This window comes from Nitrosomonas oligotropha (assembly GCF_009833085.1).
GTDB lineage: Bacteria > Pseudomonadota > Gammaproteobacteria > Burkholderiales > Nitrosomonadaceae > Nitrosomonas > Nitrosomonas oligotropha.
On sequence record NZ_QRBZ01000030.1, the window covers coordinates 1 to 19132 of the forward strand.

19 protein-coding genes and 1 pseudogene are annotated in these 19132 nt (G+C 47.6%); 7 read left to right on the plus strand and 13 right to left on the minus strand.

What is annotated here, in order from left to right; genetic code table 11:
• Positions 1-139 precede the first annotated feature (139 nt).
• The 3 genes from ABD07_RS09640 to ABD07_RS09650 form a co-directional block, all read right to left on the minus strand.
• Positions 140-364: a hypothetical protein gene (locus ABD07_RS09640; RefSeq protein WP_108697099.1), complete on the minus strand. Its 225-nt coding sequence runs from the start codon at positions 362-364 to the stop codon at positions 140-142.
• Positions 364-1092: a hypothetical protein gene (locus ABD07_RS09645; protein WP_160818102.1), complete on the minus strand. Its 729-nt coding sequence runs from the start codon at positions 1090-1092 to the stop codon at positions 364-366. The genes ABD07_RS09640 and ABD07_RS09645 overlap by 1 nt, the downstream gene beginning before the upstream one ends.
• A gap of 79 nt (positions 1093-1171) precedes the next feature.
• Complete coding sequence (locus tag ABD07_RS09650) at positions 1172-2086, minus strand: LysR family transcriptional regulator (RefSeq protein WP_160818103.1); 915 nt, start codon at positions 2084-2086, stop codon at positions 1172-1174.
• Positions 2087-2283: 197 nt separating this feature from the next.
• Here ABD07_RS09650 and ABD07_RS09655 point away from each other — a divergent pair, with 197 nt between their 5' ends.
• From ABD07_RS09655 to ABD07_RS09685, 7 genes and pseudogenes are all read left to right on the plus strand, one after another.
• On the plus strand, positions 2284-3705 hold the full coding sequence (locus tag ABD07_RS09655; RefSeq protein WP_108697096.1) for a form I ribulose bisphosphate carboxylase large subunit: 1422 nt from the start codon (positions 2284-2286) through the stop codon (positions 3703-3705).
• 78 nt (positions 3706-3783) lie between these two features.
• Positions 3784-4140, plus strand: a complete 357-nt coding sequence (locus ABD07_RS09660; protein ID WP_107803688.1) for a ribulose bisphosphate carboxylase small subunit — start codon at positions 3784-3786, stop codon at positions 4138-4140.
• A 118-nt stretch (positions 4141-4258) separates the two neighbouring features.
• Positions 4259-5065: a CbbQ/NirQ/NorQ/GpvN family protein gene (locus ABD07_RS09665; RefSeq protein ID WP_160818104.1), complete on the plus strand. Its 807-nt coding sequence runs from the start codon at positions 4259-4261 to the stop codon at positions 5063-5065.
• Positions 5066-5118: 53 nt separating this feature from the next.
• The gene (locus ABD07_RS09670) at positions 5119-7446 is read left to right on the plus strand and encodes a nitric oxide reductase activation protein NorD (RefSeq protein WP_160818105.1); all 2328 of its coding nucleotides are present in this window, start codon (positions 5119-5121) and stop codon (positions 7444-7446) included.
• A 128-nt stretch (positions 7447-7574) separates the two neighbouring features.
• Positions 7575-8285: a hypothetical protein gene (locus tag ABD07_RS09675; protein WP_108697092.1), complete on the plus strand. Its 711-nt coding sequence runs from the start codon at positions 7575-7577 to the stop codon at positions 8283-8285.
• Between the two features lie 151 nt (positions 8286-8436).
• Positions 8437-8709: pseudogene (locus tag ABD07_RS09680) on the plus strand (VWA domain-containing protein); the annotation flags it as partial.
• 75 nt (positions 8710-8784) lie between these two features.
• Positions 8785-9813: a DUF2971 domain-containing protein gene (locus ABD07_RS09685; protein ID WP_160818106.1), complete on the plus strand. Its 1029-nt coding sequence runs from the start codon at positions 8785-8787 to the stop codon at positions 9811-9813.
• A 181-nt stretch (positions 9814-9994) separates the two neighbouring features.
• On the opposite strand, the gene ABD07_RS09690 is transcribed toward ABD07_RS09685, so the two are convergent.
• From ABD07_RS09690 to ccmB, 10 genes are all read right to left on the minus strand, one after another.
• Positions 9995-11737 carry a dihydroxyacetone kinase family protein gene (locus ABD07_RS09690; protein WP_160818107.1) on the minus strand — a complete coding sequence of 581 codons (1743 nt, stop codon included), beginning with the start codon at positions 11735-11737 and terminating at the stop codon, positions 9995-9997.
• A 128-nt stretch (positions 11738-11865) separates the two neighbouring features.
• Entirely contained in the window at positions 11866-12333 is a 468-nt protein-coding gene (locus tag ABD07_RS09695) for a peroxiredoxin (protein WP_160818108.1), read from the minus strand.
• A 3-nt stretch (positions 12334-12336) separates the two neighbouring features.
• Positions 12337-13668, minus strand: a complete 1332-nt coding sequence (ccmI, locus tag ABD07_RS09700; protein WP_160818109.1) for a c-type cytochrome biogenesis protein CcmI — start codon at positions 13666-13668, stop codon at positions 12337-12339.
• A complete protein-coding gene (locus ABD07_RS09705; RefSeq protein ID WP_108697087.1) occupies positions 13665-14165 on the minus strand; it encodes a cytochrome c-type biogenesis protein CcmH in 501 nt (166 codons plus the stop codon). The genes ccmI and ABD07_RS09705 overlap by 4 nt, the downstream gene beginning before the upstream one ends.
• Positions 14166-14205: 40 nt before the next feature.
• Positions 14206-14736, minus strand: a complete 531-nt coding sequence (locus ABD07_RS09710) for a DsbE family thiol:disulfide interchange protein (RefSeq protein WP_108697086.1) — start codon at positions 14734-14736, stop codon at positions 14206-14208.
• Entirely contained in the window at positions 14733-16787 is a 2055-nt protein-coding gene (locus tag ABD07_RS09715; RefSeq protein WP_108697085.1) for a heme lyase CcmF/NrfE family subunit, read from the minus strand. Before ABD07_RS09715 ends, ABD07_RS09710 begins: the two co-directional genes overlap by 4 nt.
• A gap of 79 nt (positions 16788-16866) precedes the next feature.
• Positions 16867-17316, minus strand: coding sequence for a cytochrome c maturation protein CcmE (gene ccmE, locus ABD07_RS09720; RefSeq protein WP_108697084.1), 450 nt, complete (start codon positions 17314-17316; stop codon positions 16867-16869).
• Positions 17300-17500 (minus strand): heme exporter protein CcmD, encoded by a 201-nt coding sequence (ccmD, locus tag ABD07_RS09725; protein ID WP_317538056.1) that lies wholly within the window; start codon positions 17498-17500, stop codon positions 17300-17302. The genes ccmE and ccmD overlap by 17 nt, the downstream gene beginning before the upstream one ends.
• Complete coding sequence (locus ABD07_RS09730) at positions 17497-18240, minus strand: heme ABC transporter permease (RefSeq protein WP_160818110.1); 744 nt, start codon at positions 18238-18240, stop codon at positions 17497-17499. Before ABD07_RS09730 ends, ccmD begins: the two co-directional genes overlap by 4 nt.
• Before the next feature lie 232 nt (positions 18241-18472).
• Positions 18473-19132 carry a heme exporter protein CcmB gene (gene ccmB, locus ABD07_RS09735; protein WP_160818111.1) on the minus strand — a complete coding sequence of 220 codons (660 nt, stop codon included), beginning with the start codon at positions 19130-19132 and terminating at the stop codon, positions 18473-18475.

A 19132-nucleotide genomic window follows, 5' to 3' on the forward strand; every position in this document is an offset into this window, starting at 1 on the left:
CCCTGAGATTTCTTACAAATAAAGCCAACTTTATGTGAAGTTTGTTTTGGTGTGGACATGGATTAAGAATCAAATGGAAGTGTAAGCGTTCTGCACAGCAGCGAAGCGGGAGGCCTGAAAAATGAGAACGATAAGTGTATTAAGCAGTTACGGTAAAACGCGCGGCATCGATGATAGACCACAGATGAAAAATCCCGGCAATGACGGCAGGAATGATCAGTACCCAGAAAAAATAGCCGACAGCGGTGATCAAAAAAAACAGCAGCGCCGGGAGCACGCGCCCTTGAACCAATTGTCCCAATCCCGGTATAAAAAAGCTGCATACAGCCGCAACGACATTTCCACCCGATCCTTGCCCCGTCATTATTTTTCCTTTGTTATATTTTCATTCGGCTCGACGCGCTGTATTGTAGCTTCATTTTTTAAAGAATGCTCGTATTCGATACCGATCATGTCGCCCGCCATTTTCTTTTCGCGGACCTCTTCCAAATCACCCAATTTACTTAAACGTTGCGATGTATCGTGAATAAGTTCATCCAGTTTGACGGCAGACTCGGGAGTCAAGGTGTTATTTTTTTCGATTTCCAGTTTAAAGAAATACAAATTGTTGAGAAAATTACCGGTGATGTCCTGCACCGTGCGCATCGTCGCTTTCAGCACTCTTAATTTTTCTTCCCGCATTTCGATCTCTTTAACCGATTGCAGATACTTTAATCGCGCTTGATGCAATGCCGCCGTTTTATCCCGCTGTTTCAGCGCTAATATTGCGGTTAGCCAAATCACAAACAATGCCAGAAAACGATTGGTAAAAACTTGATAGAGCGGAATTTCACTGGGCGGCGATCCTAAATAACCGATGCCAACCAATACTGTACAGATGAAAGCGATGATGAGGGTAAAGCGTTTCTCGGGGGATCTTAAAGAAATCAGCACAACAATGACGTAAAGAATACCGTTGGCAATACCGAGCGGAGTCGCAAAATCGATCAATAAAATGATCAGGGCAACCACTCCGCATTCCAGATAAACATTCCATTCGGTTGAATTAATGTTGTCTGACTGTTTTTCATCGCAGCGATTAAGATCTGACATTGAATATCTCAACTTAAGAATGTAATCATATTCTTACATTGCATAGTAAGCTAGAAATTAACCCTTATCAACCACAATATTAATTCTTCGATTCGTCCAGCAATTTAGCTGCCTCTTTCAATAAAAATTCCCTGAAAGCATTGGCGACACTCGATAAGCGCTTATTTTTCCTATTTACGACATGCCAATAGCGGATAATCGGAAAACCTTGCACTTCAAGGATTTTTAAGCGGCCGGTCTCCAGCTCCAATTCTGCGGTATGCTGCGACATGATGCCCAATCCCATACCCGCTTGAACGGCTTGTTTGATCGCTTCCGTGGTATCCGTTTCCATCCCTTTATTAATGTTGATTTTATGCGCGGCAAAAAACCGTTCCATAGCGCTGCGCGTTCCCGAGCCCGATTCACGCACGAGAAAAGTCTCGTTGGCTAGGCGCTTAACCGGAATATTGTGCTCCTGGCATAATGGATGACTTGGCGGAGCCACAACCACCAGCGGGTTCTCCATGAAAGATTCGCTATCGATATCGAGATTCTCGGGCGGTTGCCCCATAATCGCAAGGTCGATCAAGTTATCGGTCAATTGTTTTAGGACGGTTTCCCGGTTGGAAACATTCAAACTGACGGTCACACCGCGAAAGCGCTGACAGAACTTCGCCAATAAATGCGGCGCGAAATAATTGGCAGTGGTTACCACCGAGATATTCAACTTCCCGCGTTCCATGCCTTTCAATTCGTCCAGCGCCACTTCCATGTCGGTCAATTGCTGCGAAATTGCCCGGCTGTATTGATACAGCTCGCGCCCTGCCTCGGTCAGATAAATTCGTTTACCCAAGTGCTCAAAAAGCGGTAAACTGATGTTGTCTTCCAGTTGTTTAATTTGCATGGAAACAGCGGGTTGAGTCAGATGTAGTTCCTCAGCGGCGCGCGAATAACTCAAATGCCGGGCAACCGATTCAAATACCTTTAGTTGTCGCAAAGTAAGATGCAGCATATGTCAGCTCAGTAAGTTTATTATAAGTATAACCTTATTATAAACATCAAAATTACTGATTTGTTCTTATGGATAAATAGCGCTATAGTGCGTTCCATAGATTTGAGTAGTCATGTTTGTTGTTTGTAACGCAATCTCCTCTCGTTTCTGTCTGTACTGTTGGCCGAAGTTGAGTGGAATTTAACTGGAGAAAAATTATGGCCGTAAAAATATATAACGCTGGTGTAAAAGAATATCGCCAAACTTACTGGACCCCTGATTACACGCCACTGGATACCGATCTTTTGGCATGTTTCAAAATTACACCACAACCCGGCGTGCCACGTGAAGAAGTTGCTGCAGCAGTAGCGGCAGAATCTTCCACAGGTACCTGGACCACAGTATGGACAGATCTGTTGACCGATCTGGATTACTACAAAGGACGTGCTTATAAGATTGAAGACGTACCTGGCGATGACACCTGCTTCTATGCTTTCGTAGCTTACCCGATCGATCTTTTCGAAGAAGGTTCTGTAGTCAACGTATTGACCTCGCTGGTTGGTAACGTGTTTGGTTTTAAAGCATTGCGCGCACTGCGTCTGGAAGATGTCCGCTTCCCGATTGCCTACGTCAAAACCTGCGGCGGACCTCCAACCGGTATTCAAGTAGAACGCGATCGCTTGAACAAATATGGCCGCGCATTGTTAGGTTGCACCATTAAGCCTAAGCTGGGTCTGTCTGCTAAAAATTATGGCCGTGCTGTATACGAATGTCTGCGCGGCGGTCTGGATCTGACCAAGGACGATGAAAACGTTAACAGCCAGCCGTTCATGCGTTGGCGCGATCGTTTCCAATTCGTAGTGGAAGCTTGCCAAAAAGCTGAACGCGAAACCGGAGAACGTAAAGGTCACTACCTGAACGTGACAGCACCAACCCCGGAAGAAATGTACAAACGTGCAGAGTTCGCTAAAGAATTAGGCGCGCCGATCATTATGCATGACTACTTGACCGGTGGTTTAACAGCTAATACGGGACTGGCCAACTGGTGCCGCAACAACGGAATGTTGCTGCACATCCATCGTGCAATGCACGCCGTGCTCGACCGTAACCCGCACCATGGTATTCATTTCCGCGTTTTAACCAAAGTGCTGCGTTTGTCGGGTGGTGATCACCTGCACTCCGGTACCGTGGTAGGTAAACTGGAAGGCGATCGTGCAGCAACACTGGGCTGGATCGATACCATGCGCGACAAATTCATCAAAGAAGACCGCAGCCGCGGCCTGTTCTTCGATCAAGATTGGGGTTCTATGCCAGGCGTATTCCCTGTAGCTTCCGGTGGTATTCACGTTTGGCATATGCCAGCACTGGTCGCAATCTTCGGTGACGATGCTTGCTTGCAATTCGGTGGTGGTACTTTAGGCCATCCATGGGGTAACGCTGCTGGCGCCGCTGCTAACCGTGTGGCATTGGAAGCTTGCGTTGAAGCGCGTAACCAAGGCGTTGAAATCGAGAAAGAAGGCAAAGCGATCTTGACCAAGGCAGCGAAAAGCAGTCCAGAACTGAAAATCGCCATGGAAACATGGAAAGAGATCAAGTTCGAGTTTGATACCGTTGATAAACTGGACATAGCCCACAAGTAAGCACTCTATAGCCAAGGAGAAAGGCTGATGATTAAATGCTGCTTTTCTCCTTCATCTCACTAAAGTTAAGGAAAAATAATGAGCGAAGTAATTGATTACAAATCACGTGTTAGTGATCCAGCAAGCCGTAAATTTGAAACATTTTCCTATCTGCCTGCAATGGCCGACAAGGATATCAAGAAACAAGTGCAATATTTAATCAGCAAAGGCTGGAACCCAGCGATCGAACATACCGAACCTGAGTATGTTATGGATTCCTACTGGTATATGTGGAAACTGCCTATGTTTGGTGAAACTGATGTAGAACGCGTGCTGGCAGAAGCCGCCGCTTGTCATAAAGCGAATCCGAACAATCACGTCCGTTTGATTGGTTACAACAACTTTAACCAATCCCAAGGCACAGCCATGGTGATATACCGCGGCAAGACTGTTTAAGTAACAACGGGGTTCGAACCCGCAAGACCCCCTTCACCCTTATTAGGGCAGGGGGTTTTTTTTCACCGGAATTTATTGTGCAAATTTTCGATAAAGATAGTTCTCACAGGAGTTTGTCATGAGCGATATCATCGACCAGTATCGTATTAAAAAAGAACCTTATTACCATTCCGTTGCAGATGAAGTAAAACTCTATGAAGCCGCCTATTCGGTACGCATGCCGATGATGCTGAAAGGCCCGACCGGCTGCGGCAAAACGCGCTTTGTCGAATACATGGCATGGAAACTGAAAAAACCACTGATCACCGTTGCTTGTAACGAAGACATGACCGCGTCCGATCTGGTCGGCCGTTTTCTGCTGGACGCCAACGGCACGCGCTGGCAAGACGGCCCGCTCGCCGTTGCCGCACGTTATGGCGCGATCTGCTATCTGGATGAAGTTGTAGAAGCACGCCAGGACACCACCGTGGTGATTCACCCGTTGACCGATAACCGCCGCGTATTGCCGCTGGAGAAAAAAGGCGAATTGATTCAAGCGCACGAGGATTTTCAGATCGTCATTTCATACAACCCCGGCTATCAAAGTTTGATGAAGGATTTGAAGCAATCGACCAAACAGCGTTTCGGTGCGCTCGATTTCAATTACCCAAGTCATGACATCGAAAGCGAAATCGTTGCCCACGAATCCGGTGTAGCCGTCGACATCGCCGAAAAACTGGTATCGATCGCGGAACGCGCGCGTAACCTCAAGGGACATGGCCTGGATGAAGGGATTTCAACCCGTATGCTGATCTACGCCGGCAGCCTGATCGCCAAGAAAGTCGATGCGCATGCGGCTTGCCGCGTAGCTTTGGTGCGTCCGATCACTGACGATCCGGATATGCGCGATGCGCTGGATGCGGCTGTCAGCACGTTTTTTAATTAAAAACTGCTATCAGCAAATAGGTTGACTGTTCTGAAACGTAAATAGGTGCTGCCATGAGTATCAATCTGGACGATTACAAAGAATTGCTCGAGGATCTGGAGCCGGAATCGATTGAGCTACTCAATCATGCTTGGCCCGAAGTGGTTAAAACTTTTTCAGCGCGTGGATTGGATAATTATCTGAAAGGTGCATCGGCGATTCGCGGATTAGGGCGCGGGCGCAGCTTAGTGGATTGCTGGATCGACGAAATCCCATTAGTCGCTAAAGAAATTGGTGAAGATATTATCAGTGATCTGGCGACCACCGTGCTTTCGCTCGCCTCAAGAACTTCGGGCGCTGTCATTGAATTGGTGTTAGCCACTGCCCCGACTGCCGCCAAGCGTTTGGGCGATACACAGTTGTTCCAGAATTACCTGCAATTCCTGAATACGTTGATCGCCCAGGCACCGCGCGGCATGCGTCCCATGCTTAACAAACTGGATATTCTATTCGGCCAGCTGACCCTCGGCGGCCTGCGCCGCTGGGCCATGTGGGGCGCGCACGCGCATCGCACCGACTACGAAGAGCAAATTCGTTATTTCGGACTCGAATCGAAGGAATCGCTCGCGGTATTGCAGAAAGAACGCAAAGGCACGCTGTTCGTTGATGTGCAACGGCGTATCAATATGTATCTACGCGCCTTGTGGGCACGTGATTTCTTTATGAAACCGACTTCCGGCGACTTTGAAACACGCGAAGGCTACAAACCGTTCATCGAAAACTATTTTATTCACCTGCCCGATGCTTACGATAGCTTCGGCGATATTTCCGCTACCGAAGTCTACCGCGCCGCTGCCGCCCATGCCGCCGCGCATCTGGTCGAAACCAAGGAGCCGATTTCCGCGGAAAGTTTGAATCCGCTGCAAATGGCGGTGATTTCCGTTATTGAAGACGCGCGCATCGAAGAATTATCGATCCGCCGTTTTCCAGGACTGCGCAAAACTTGGTCGGTGTTGCACGACGCAAACCCGGACATGAACGCCACCATGGGCGATTATCTGAACCGTCTGGCACGCGCCCTGCTCGACCCGGATTACAAAGACAAGGATCCGTGGATCGCGGAAGGCCGCAAACTGTTCAAAGCCGCGCACGATAAGCTCAATAGCCACAAAACTTCGTGGGACATCGGCGTGCAGCTCGCACACAGTTTCATGGACAAAAAAATTCCCTACAACCCACGTACCGACGTGCTCACCGCGCCGTACCGCGACGACAACCGGTATTTCTGGGAATTCGAGGAATTCGACTTCAACAAATCGCTGTCCGCCGGATACGATGCGCCGAAACAAATACGCAAATACGTCAATGTGATGGAATTCGCCAACGAACTCGACGTGGAAACCGCCGGTGATGACGCCGAAGAAATCTGGGTCATGGGCACCGAATTCTTCCCGTATGAAGACATGGGTGTATCGTACAACGATATGGAAGGCAAGGAGCCGGTCTCGGCACCCTATCACTATTCCGAATGGGATTACCAGATTCAACTGGAACGCCCGGATTGGGCGACGGTGCAGGAAAAACGCGCCAAAATGGGCGACATGCAATGCATCGACGACATCGCCAACCAGTACAAACGCGAAATCGCGCGCATGAAGTTCCTGTTGGACGCCATGCAACCGCAAGGCACGCGCCGTATCCGCAAACTGGAAGACGGCGATGAAATCGACATCAACGCCGCGATCCGTTCAATGATCGACATCCGCATGGGCATGCAACCCGATCCACGCATCATGATGCGCTCGGTGCGCAAAGTGCGCGACATCTCGGTGCTGGTATTGCTCGATTTATCCGAATCGACCAACGAGAAAGTCGCTGGGCATGATTACTCGGTGCTCGACCTGACGCGCCAAGCGACGGTATTGCTTGCCAACGCCATCAATAAAATCGGCGACCCGTTTGCCATTCACGGCTTCTGTTCGGATGGACGGCACGATGTCGAATATTTCCGCTTCAAGGATTTCGATCAACCCTACGACGAAACCCCGAAAGCCCGGCTCGCCGGCATGACAGGACAACTTTCAACCCGCATGGGTGCCGCGATGCGCCACGCCACGCATTACCTGAAATTGCAAAAATCGGCGAAAAAACTGCTGCTCGTCATCACCGACGGCGAACCGGCCGACGTTGATGTGCGCGACCCGCAATACCTGCGTCACGACACCAAAAAAGCGGTGGAAGAAGCCGGCCGCTCCGGCATCCTCACCTATTGTATGAGTCTGGATCCGCGCGCAGACCAATACGTCTCGCGCATTTTTGGCGAACGCAATTATCTGGTGGTGGATCATGTGGAGCGGTTGCCGGAAAAACTGCCGGTGTTGTATGCGGGCTTAACACGGTAAGGCGTTAGCAGGTTTTAAACATTCATGCGGCGCATTAATGGTACGATTAGGAATATTTAAATCGCCCGTAGCGGCTTTTAAATTAAAAACAATAACGTACCCTATCTTATATAAGAAGTGAGACAACAATGAAAAATAATAAAATTTACTCATCCGTCATATTTGCATTGATACTTTCCGCGGGTATATCGAAAACCCATGCAGGCCCTGAAGAAATACCCGGAACAAACTTAACGGTCGATTTTGCAGAATCAGTGCTTTCCGGCGCCGGCCGCTTGATTCGTGCAACAAACATTCCGGTGCAATCCGCGGGAACCACCGTTTACTACGATGTAGAAATGGATTTCAGTACGTTAGCTGATGGCTCGTTCGGGGCAAAGCTTATTTCAGCGACACCGTCGACCGGCCCTGTTGCTCCGACTTCCGTCAGCACAATGAATTTCTTGCCTGGTACATATGCCGGCATTGTCTCAGGCGCACCAGCCGCGGCACTGCCTTGCTTTTTCTCACTAGAAGCCCCGTCGATCGGTGCGGATGGCCGCCGCACTTACCTACTGACCATTACGTCCAGCGGAACCGGCTGTCCGGCGGGTGTCACTTCATACAGCTGGCAAACTGGCCCTGCAGCTAACAATAGTATTATCAGTTCAGGTTTTTCAAGAGAAGGCAGCAATTTTGAAACACAAAGCTCGCTGACCTATTCTTACGGCACGGAAATAAGCTCGGCAGGAGCGACCGTCAGAACACAGCAAATTGGCAGCACATTAACAATTGAGCAAGTGAATAGCGTCGCATCAACTTTTTCCGGAGCAAAAAAACTTACCCTGATCAAGCAATAATGCGTTGCAAGTCTGCTTGGCATTAGCACGATAGAGTGCACCGACGCCTGAAAGCGCAGCAATCCTGTTAATCGTGCACATCTATATACATTATAGATTCCCGTCTTCGCGGGAATAACGATAGGCACGATAGGTCAATGGAGTAACACCTAAATCGGCGAAAAAACTGCTGCTGTTGATTACCAACGGCGAACCGGCGGATGTCGACGTACACAGCCCTCCAATACCTGCGCTGCGCCACGACACCAAAAAGGCAGTGAAGGAAGTCGGCCGCTCCGGCATTCTGACCTACTGCATAAACCTTGACCCGCGCGCCGATCAGCATGTTTCACGCATTTTCAGCGAATGCAATTATCTGGTGGTCGATCATGTGGAACAGCTGCCGGAGAAATTGCCGGTATTGTATGCGGGGTTGACGAGATAGACTGTGCTTACTGTAACTTATTGGGAGACTTGATATAAAATTGGTGTATGTCAAATTCACAATATATTCCAATACATGACAAATAGTCTCGCAGAGGATCATCCTGAGCTTTTTCATTACACCAATGCCAAAGGTTTAATTGGTATTGTCGAAAGCCAAAGCATTTGGGCTACGCATTATGCATACCTGAATGACTCTGAGGAAATAAGACATTTCTTAAAGCACCGCTTACCTGCTATCTTGCGAACTAACGTCAATCAATATCTTGATAAATTGCTTGAGAAAGGTTCCATTAAACAATCCGATATTGATCGAAAAGGCGGTAGAAAAAAAGTAGTTGATTCATTTATCCAAGAAACCCGTAATGTGAATGAAAAAATTCTTCTTAAAGATGCTCTCGCAGAGCCTTATATTGCTTCATTTTGCACAACATCAGGACTAGAAAAAGAAGTTTGTGTTCAAGTCGCAAAGCACGGTTTATTAAGCCAGTGGCGCGGATATGGACGTGAAGATGGCTATGCGATAGTTTTCGATACTAAACAATTTTTTGAATTGCTAAAAGATGTTGGCAAGAAAATGAAAAATAGCATGTATGCATTCTTTGCAGATGTGGTTTATTCGTCCGATTCTGATTTTAAGTTTATTGAAGAATTTGAAGAAGATTTAATTGTCATTAAGAATTTCTTCGATGCTCATTTAAGTGGAAGAGAGAAAAATTTAGATAAAATTTATTTTTCGCTAATGCATTGTGCATGTAGGTATAAGCATTGGGGGTTCAGAGAAGAGAGTGAAGTTCGTGTTATTGCTTTACCTTATCCCCTGCACCATGAAAAATTTGATGAAGATATGAAAGCGGAAGGAATTACTTTAAATGAAATTTCAAGAAAATATTTTTCCCGCGCTGGAGCGTTGGTACCTTATATCGATCTATTTGATGGAGTAACATCAATACCCAATAAAACTCTGCCAATCAAACGTATCATCGTTGGTCCTACCAAAAACACGCAAGAAAAAAACAGAAGAATCAATGCTGTCAAAATGCTTATCAATCAGCATGGTATTAAAGCGGATGTAACAGCTTCAGATATACCTTTTGTGGGTTAACAATCAGTTTCAGCATGGCAAGTAGTAGCAAGTAGGGTGTGATAAGCGTAGCGTCATCCACCATTAGTCATAGTTCATCATGAATGATTTCGGTGGATGGCGTTTCACTTATCCATCCTACAGTTTAGTTCTATTATCAGGTGTGTGAAAAATCGATCATCATTTTTTTGATACCTGCACATCAAGCGCAATGTTTTCTAATAATTTTACCCACCGCACCAATAATCAACGCCATCGAAACAGCGCCCGGATCCGGTGTGCCGATACTTTTTCCCGCGTGCGGACGCGCACGGCCTATTTTGGGGGTGAGATTTTTGGTCGCTTCGGCGGATTGTCCGGCAATTTCCGCAGCCGCTGTCCAGGCTTCGGTGATTGAAAGACCTTGTGTGGCGCTTTGAGTCAGGGCTGCGGAGAATGGATACAGCACGTCGACCAAGGTTTTGTCGTTCAATTGCGCTTTACCCAAACTGATGACCGCTTCCAATGCAGCTGTTACGCCCGTTGCAAGCGTTACGGCGTCCGGTTTGACTTCATCGCCAATGGCATTGCCAAGGTTACGTAGAATGACACCCCACAACATCCCGGATGTGCCGCCCGCGCGATCGGACCAGGCATCGCCGGCTACCGTCAGCATTGTGCCTGCGCCGGTTTGAGCATCCAATGCCGCTTTGGCGGTTTCAACAGCTGCGGTAAGTCCGCGCTGCATGCCGATGCCGTGATCGCCGTCTCCCGCAATGGCATCCAAACGGCCAAGCGCTTCCTGTTGCAGTGCAATCGCATCCCGGGCCGCTTCAAGTGCGGCTACCACGACTTTTGCAGCAGCTCGTGAATCAATGGAACCGGTTCTTAACGGCTGCTGATCTTGGATAGGTTGAATGGCTACGGCGATATTTTCTTCGGATTGCTCTGCTGGCATGATAGTGCCGCGATGAAACGCGGGTGTATCCGCTGCTGCAATCCAGGTCTGCTCAAGTTCATCGTTAAGCCAGAATAACGTCAGTGAAACGCCGGCCATATCGAAGCTGGTAATCAACTCATCCACCACCGGCTCGACGATGATCAGTCCGTACTGGGATAGCAATTGATCAATTTTGCGGTAAATAACAAACAATTCTTCGTACTTAACCGCACCCAAACCGTTCAGGATCACACTCACGCGCGCACCGGCAGGACTATTAATCGGCGGCGGAATTTCGGCGAGCAATTTCTCCACCAGCATTTCCGCCAAGCCATCGGCAGAAGGCGCATCGATGCGATACAAACCGGGTTCGCCGTGGATGCCCATACCGACTTCCATTTTTCCACTGGCAACTTTGAACAACGGCTTATTAGCGCCCGGCAGGGTGCAACCGGAAAAGGCGACACCCAACGAACGCACACGCTCTTTGGCTGCTGTGGCAATGCGAACCACGTCATCAAGCGGCTTGCCCGCATCGGCGGCAACAGCGGCGGCTTTGAATACCGGTAAAGTACCGGCAATGCCGCGGCGTTTATGTTGCTCAGCAACCGCGGCCGATGCGATGTCATCGGCCACCACCACCGAACGCACATCGATACCTTGCGCACGAAGCTGTGCTTGCGCTTGCTCGAAATTGAGTACGTCACCAGCGTAATTGGCGTAGCAAAACAGAATGCCACCGCCTGCATTCACCGCTTGCGCCACTTGGCAGATTTGCTGTGCCGAGGGTGCGGCAAAAACATTTCCTAACGCAGCACCGTGCGCCAATCCTTGACCGACAAACCCGCCAAAAGCGGGGTAATGACCCGATCCGCCGCCGATGATCATGACGGCCTGTCCCGGTTTGGCTTTATGTCGGCGAATTACGCCACCATTGACACGTTGTATTGTATTCCGGTGCACGGCGGCAAAGCCTTCGACCAGTTCGTCGGCAAATTGCGCCGGATTATTGAATAAGTAAGTCATTTATGCCTTGCCATTTTCATCAAATGTGATCCTGGCAAATCATATAACTACTTCGTGGCGCAGAACAACTATTTAGGAATCGAAAAGGAAGTGAAAGTGATAACAGCTTTTATCATTAACCAAAACGGCTACTGATTGAGTGTAGTGGCGAAATCCAGAACTTCTTGAACGTGACCCGGCACTTTCACGCCGCGCCACTCTTTTCTTAAAATCCCTTGCGCATCGATGACAAATGTACTGCGTTCGATGCCGCGAACTTGCTTGCCGTACATGTTTTTCATTTTCATGACATCAAACAAATTGCAGACTTTTTCGTCTTCATCGCTTAATAATTCAAAGGGAAACTGCATTTTTTCTTTAAAATTCTGATGCGACTTAACGCTATCCCGTGAAACACCCGCAACGATACAATTTTTCTCAGTAAACTCATGCCAGCGATCACGAAAATCCTGACCCTCCAAGGTACATCCCGGCGTATCGTCTTTGGGGTAAAAATAAATAATCACATGTTTTCCTCTATGAGCTGACAACGAGAATTCTTTATTGTCAGTCGAAGGTAGAACAAAATCTTCAACCGGGTGATTAATCGCTAACATTTTTTATGGAACCTGTTTATTGATGACGATCGATATATTATTGTGGCCCAATTTAACGGGTTCGCTGAATCCTTGCAGATCTCCGCTGGCAGTGAATGCCTGCCCGGACTTCGATACTCTGGCTTCGATCACGACTTCCGGAAAGCTCGACATTTTCATGGTTGGCGTCATCGCCATATCATCCGTCAGCGTGAATGTTGCCGGAAGATCGCTGGCTTTCAACCGCAAGATAGCCAGTGGCATTTTCGGCCCCGATTTGGCTCGAGCGTATATGAACAAAGTGTCATTCGCCGAGATTTTCGCTACCAGATCACTGCTAATCGATACCTGACCGGACACTGAAAGCGATGTTGCCGCAGGTGAATCCGAGCTCATGGCTTTTTCCACGGGCTGTGTGCTGGCTTCTTGTTTCGATTCCGCAACTTTAACCGCTTGTTCCGGCGCTGCGGGCTTGCCGCCTGAAGCAAGTAATTTAGCTTCGGCGATACTTTCTTTCACTGATTGGGCTAGTGGGGAATCCGCAGGAATTCCTTCCAGCAATTTTTCCCAATATTCCGCTGCTTGTGCATATCTTTCTTGTTCGAATTCAGCCGTGCCCGCTAAAGCCAACGCTTTAGGATATTTAGGATCAATGCGTAATGCTTCGTAAATCAATTCGGCCGGTTTACCCGACAAATTGCCTTGATTCTTCATTGCCAGAACATCGGCATAATCGCTCAATATCTGCGGACTGTCGGGAATCAGCTCCACCAGCTTGGCATAGGTACTGCCGGCTTCCGCGTACCGTCCCATGATTGCATAGGTACGACCGAGCATAATCCAGCCTTCGATGTCTTCCGGATTGTTATTCAGCCGCGCAATCAAATTATCCAATACGGATGAGAAATTATCATGGCCTGCCGGAGCGCCTCCACCATCGCGATTCATTTGCTGGGTCGCACTGGCAAGTTGCGCTTGCGGCAGCAAACCGCGCGTATCGCCGATCACAAGATACAAACTGATAGCCGCCAATGGCAGCGTCAATGCAATAAAAGTCGACAGTACGACATTGCGGATTTTCTTATTTTTCCCTATTACCAGTTTATCGCGCTCAGTCACATCCTGCAGCATCCGCTGTTGCAGCTCCTGCTTACTTCTGTCGTACTGTTCCCGGCTGAGAATATCGTTCTCCAAGTCGCGATCAAGTTCGGCAATTTGATCGCGATACACGGTAATATTGACTGCATCGTGCTCTAAATTTTTTAACTGATTGTCCCTACTCCGCAGCAATGTTGGGATAATGAACAACAGTGCGGTGACAATAAAAATCCCAGAAATAACCCAAAAAGCCGTCATACGTTTTTACCTTTTTTATCTTCATTCAGTAACGCTTCCGCTTCTTCAAGCTGTGCTTGTGAAAGCGATACATCCTCTATTTGTATACGTCGGCGTCTTAAATAAACAATCAGTGAACCCAATCCAACCACAAACAAAATGACCGGACCAAACCATAACAGGAATGTAGTAGGTTTGATGGGCGGATCATAAAGCACAAAATCTCCATATCGATCTACCAGAAATTGGACAATTTCCTGATCGGTTTTATTGGCTTTTATCTGCTCGCGAATTTCACGTCTGATATCGTTTGAAAAATCCGCACGGGAATCCGCAATGGTCTCATTTTGACAAACCAGGCAACGCAAATTTTCCGTCAGCAACAGCATCCTTTTTTCGATCTCGGGATTTTCCGCAACCGGTACTGCTTCTTTCGACCACCCGGTTAATGGAGCCAGTAGAAATAAAACAAAAACAAGCACTGCGGCTTTCATTACACCATTAAATTGACGTAGCATGACAAAACCAACCTTTATTTATGTGATTCGTACAATCTGTTTATGCTTGTTGCTGCAGTTCTTTGATGAGTGGAATAATGGTTTTTTCAAGCGAATCTACCGTGACAGGTCCAATTTGTTTATGCCGGATGATACCCTTTTTATCAATCACATAAGTCTCAGGAACACCATAAACACCGTAATCGATTCCAACCTTGCCGTCAGAATCGACGATACTAATGGCGTAAGGATCACCGTAGCGTTTTAGCCATTGCAAAGCAGTAGTACGTTCATCTTTGTAATTGAGTCCATAGATTGGAACAATCCCAGTTCTTGCCAATTGTACTAACAGAGGATGTTCATCACGGCACGCAACACACCACGATGCCCATACATTTAACATCCAAACCTTACCCAGATTTTCGTCTGAAGACATTATCTGTTCGGGTTGGTGCAAATGATTTAACTGGAATTTCGGTGCCGGCTTGTCTATCAACGGCGAAGGCACTTGCCGCGGATTCAATGTCAGGCCGACCAGCAAAAATGCTGCCAGCACCATAAAAGCAAATAGTGGAATTAAATAGCGCATCATACTTTGGTTGTTTCCGTTGCCAATTCAACTTTATTCACGGATGGCGCAACAGCCACTGGAGATTCTGCTACTGGACTTTCCGGTTCTTTTTCTTCAACTGTGGCAGCGCCTTTTTTGGTAATTTTCAGTCGATAGCGGCGATCAGTAATTGAGGTAATACCACCGATAGCCATTAATAGACACCCTAACCAAATCCAATCGACAAAGGGCTTATGATAAACGCGAACCACCCAGGCGCCATTAGTCAACGGTTCACCTAAAGCCACATAAAGATCGCGTAAAAAGCCGGTATCGATCGCTGCTTCCGTCATCGCCATACCGGATGCGTTATAAGTGCGCTTTTCCGGATACATATTACGGACAAATTGTTCATCCTTAATAACAGCAATATCGCCGATCACAGCTTTATAATTCGGTCCTACATCATTACGGGTGCCGTTAAACTGAAAAGTATAGCCACCGACGGTTACTTTGCTGCCAACCTCCATACGCACATCTTTTTCGGTTTCGTAACCGTTCACCATAGTAACGCCAATAATGAATACAGCCACGCCGATATGTGCACAGTGCATACCGTAATAACTTCTGGATTGTCTGGCTAACTTGACGAATAAATTGCCTTCGCCGCTATTACTGATACGGTGTTTTAAATTAACGAATGCGCAGACTATGATCCAGAAGGCCAACAATAAACCGAAGCTAATCATCGGTTTCCATTCACCCATATAATAAGGTGCGATCAAAGCAGAAACCACACTTACGGCAAACGCCCAGCGCAAGCGGATCGCCAATGTCGGCAAACTCATTTGCTTCCAGCGTGAAATGGGACCAACGCCGATCAGAAAAATTGCCGGGGTCATCACAGGCACAAAAATCGCCTCAAAATAAGGAGGGCCTACCGACAATTTGCCCAGCCCCAATGCATCGATAATCAATGGATAGAGTGTTCCCAGTAAAACGCTTGCCGCTGCAACCAGTAACAAGATATTGTTTGCTAACAGCATGGATTCGCGCGAAAGCAGATCGAATTTGCCACCCAAACCCACCTTGGGCGCACGCCATGCGAACAATAACAGTGAACTGCTAATCACGATAACCAGAAAAGCAAGGATAAATACACCGCGTGCAGGATCGGTTGCAAACGCATGTACCGAAGTTAAAACACCTGAACGTACCAAGAACGTACCTAATAAACTTAAAGCAAATGCGCAAATCGCCAGCAAAACCGTCCAGCTTTTGAAACTACCGCGTTTCTCGGTCACCGCCAGTGAGTGAACCAAAGCCGTACCGACCAGCCACGGCATAAATGACGCATTCTCGACCGGATCCCAGAACCACCAGCCGCCCCAGCCCAGTTCATAATAAGCCCACCAGCTACCGAGCATGATTCCACAGGTCAAAAACACCCATGCGACAATCGTCCATGGACGCGACCAACGCGCCCAAGTAGCATCCAGTCTTCCGCTTAACAATGCCGCGATAGCAAAAGCAAAAGCGACAGAAAATCCCACATATCCCATATACAACATCGGTGGATGTATCACCATACCGGCATCCTGCAGCAGCGGATTTAAATCGCTCCCTTCAAATGCGGCAGGTAACAGGCGATCGAATGGATTCGAAGTGAATAACATAAACACCAGAAAACCGATGCTGACCAATCCTAAAACCCCGAGAACCCGGGCAACGATATCATCCGGTAATTGCTTGCTAAAGACACTGACCGCAACTGACCAGCCCGCCAGCATCAAAACCCATAATAATAAAGAACCCTCATGCGAGCCCCAGGTTGCCGCCAAGCGGAAATGAAAAGGCAACTCCGTATTTGAGTTCTTCGCCACATTCATGACTGAGAAGTCACTGCTGACAAAGGAGTAAGCCAAACACACGAATGCAATCAGTACGAACACGAATTGTCCTTGTACCACCGGTCTTGCGAGTGCAATCCACGAGGGAATACCGCGAGCCGCACCGATAATCGGCAGTGTTCCTTGGATAGTGGCTAATAATAAGGCAAGAATTAAAGAAAAATTACCAATTTCTGGGATCATGATTTTTTCTTACAAATGAATGGTTATTAAGAATTTGGAAATGATATGCTCAGGCTACATCAGAAAAACCGGGAAAAATTTACTGTGTTAAGGATGCCTTCTGTGCTTTGGCAGCTTGTTCCAAAGCCTCGGCTGCTTCCGGCGGCATATAGTTTTCATCGTGCTTGGCCAGCACTTCATCCGCTACAAAAATGCCATCCGAGGATATTTTCCCTTGCGCAACAACACCCTTACCTTCTCTGAATAAATCAGGCAGTATGCCGGTATACACAACCGGTATTGCTTGGGCGGTATCCGTTACCGAAAAGCGAACCGTCGTCGTGCTGTCATCACGTTTAACACTGCCCTCTTCAACTAATCCGCCAATCCGGAAACTTTTTCCAATCGGAGCTTCTTTTGCGACGACTTGAGATGGGCTGAAGAAGAAAACCAGATTACTTTGAAATGCATTTAATACGAGTACGGCGGCAACGCCTAATGCCGCAACGCCGGACACTATCACTACAAGTTTTTTATGACGTGGTTTCATTTTTTATCTCTTCTTTATTGATGCCGTAAATGAGACTGTATTGTTTTTCCAAAGTTCGGTGGCGTCTTGAAATTAATAAAATCTCACCCACGATACAAATCAGCGTCACAACGTATGAACCCCACACATAAAGTCCATACCCACCCATTGAAAAAAACTCCGACCAGCTTGACCAAATCATCATATCGCTCCGTTCTTATGTAACTCAGCCACCCATGCTGTATGGCTCTCGCGTTCCAGAATGATCACGCGCGTACGCTTCAATATTACTGCAATGGAATACATCCAGCTTGCAAATACCATAATCAGCATGCCTGTCAGCATGGTGCTCGCCATCGCGGGTGCTTGATTGACACTGACGGATGCGCCTTGATGCAAGGTATTCCACCATTGCACTGAGAAATAAATGATCGGAACATTCACCACGCCAACCAAGGCAATAATCGCACCCGCTTTATCTGCGCGACGCGGGTCATCAATGGCTGCTTGCAATGACATGAAACCGATATAGAGAAAAAACAGGATTAATTCGGAAGTCAGCCGGGCATCCCATACCCACCAGGTTCCCCACATCGGTTTGCCCCATAATGCACCCGTCCAAAGCGCTATAAAGGTAAACATCGCACCAGTTGGAGCAATGGCTGTTGCAAACATGGAGGAAAGCCGGGTATTAAACGCCAAGCCAATGCCCGCCCAGAACGCCATCACGACATACAGAAACATCGACATCCACGCTGCGGGGACATGAATGAAAATAATCCGGTAAGCTTCACCTTGCTGAAAATCCGTAGGCGCAACAAAAAAACCGACATACAGTCCCGCGCCTAAAAGTGCTACCGCAGCAAAAACGAATATCGGAATCATTTTCCCCGCCAGTGAATAAAAACTGGCTGGAGAAGAATATTTGAACCAATTAATAGCCATATTTAAATTTTATAATTCTTCACGTTAAATTTCAGTCCCGATTCAGCCCTAAATTTTTAGCCGCCAATTCTATACCAAATCGATACGAAAATGACAAAATCCAGAATTGACTTTCAAGAAGTGATTTCGATATCTTGAGTGATCTTGCAGAAAAATTTGCACAGATAATGCAAAAACTTGCTGAAATTATCTTCTGCGAGTTAAATCAACTTCACTACTGCCAGCGTTTGTTCTACTCCAGTGAAACACGCAAGGCTGAAGCAGCTGCCCAGGGTGCGAAAACAACAGACACTAAAAGAAATGCACCAATTAAGGACAAGTGCGCATCAAATTCCATTCCGGACATATTCGCTTCCACCGCACCCGCGCCAAAAATCAACACTGGAATATAGAGTGGCAGCACCAGTAACGAAACCAATACACCACCACCGCGCAGCCCTAAAGTCAGTGCCGCGCCAATAGCGCCTATTAAACTCAGCACCGGGGTACCGAGTAATAAAGCCGCAGTTAAAACAAGCAATGCTTCCCCCGGCAAGTCATATTGAATACCCAGAACCGGCGCCATCAATACCAGCGGCACACCGGTTACCAGCCAATGCGCAGCGGCTTTTCCCAGCACTAACAGCGATAGCGACTGCGGCGACAGCAGCATTTGCTCCAACGTGCCATCCAAATAATCATTAGAAAACATCCGGCCCAGCGACAACATCGAAGCCAATAATGCCGCAACCCATACCACACCCGGCGCCATGGTACGCAGCATATTCATTTCCGGCCCGACGCTAAGTGGAAACAGGCTCACCACGATAATGAAAAAAAACAGCGTAGTCAGCACATCGGCTTGACGCCGCACCGCCAGTAAAAGATCACGTTTAATTATCCACATAAACAT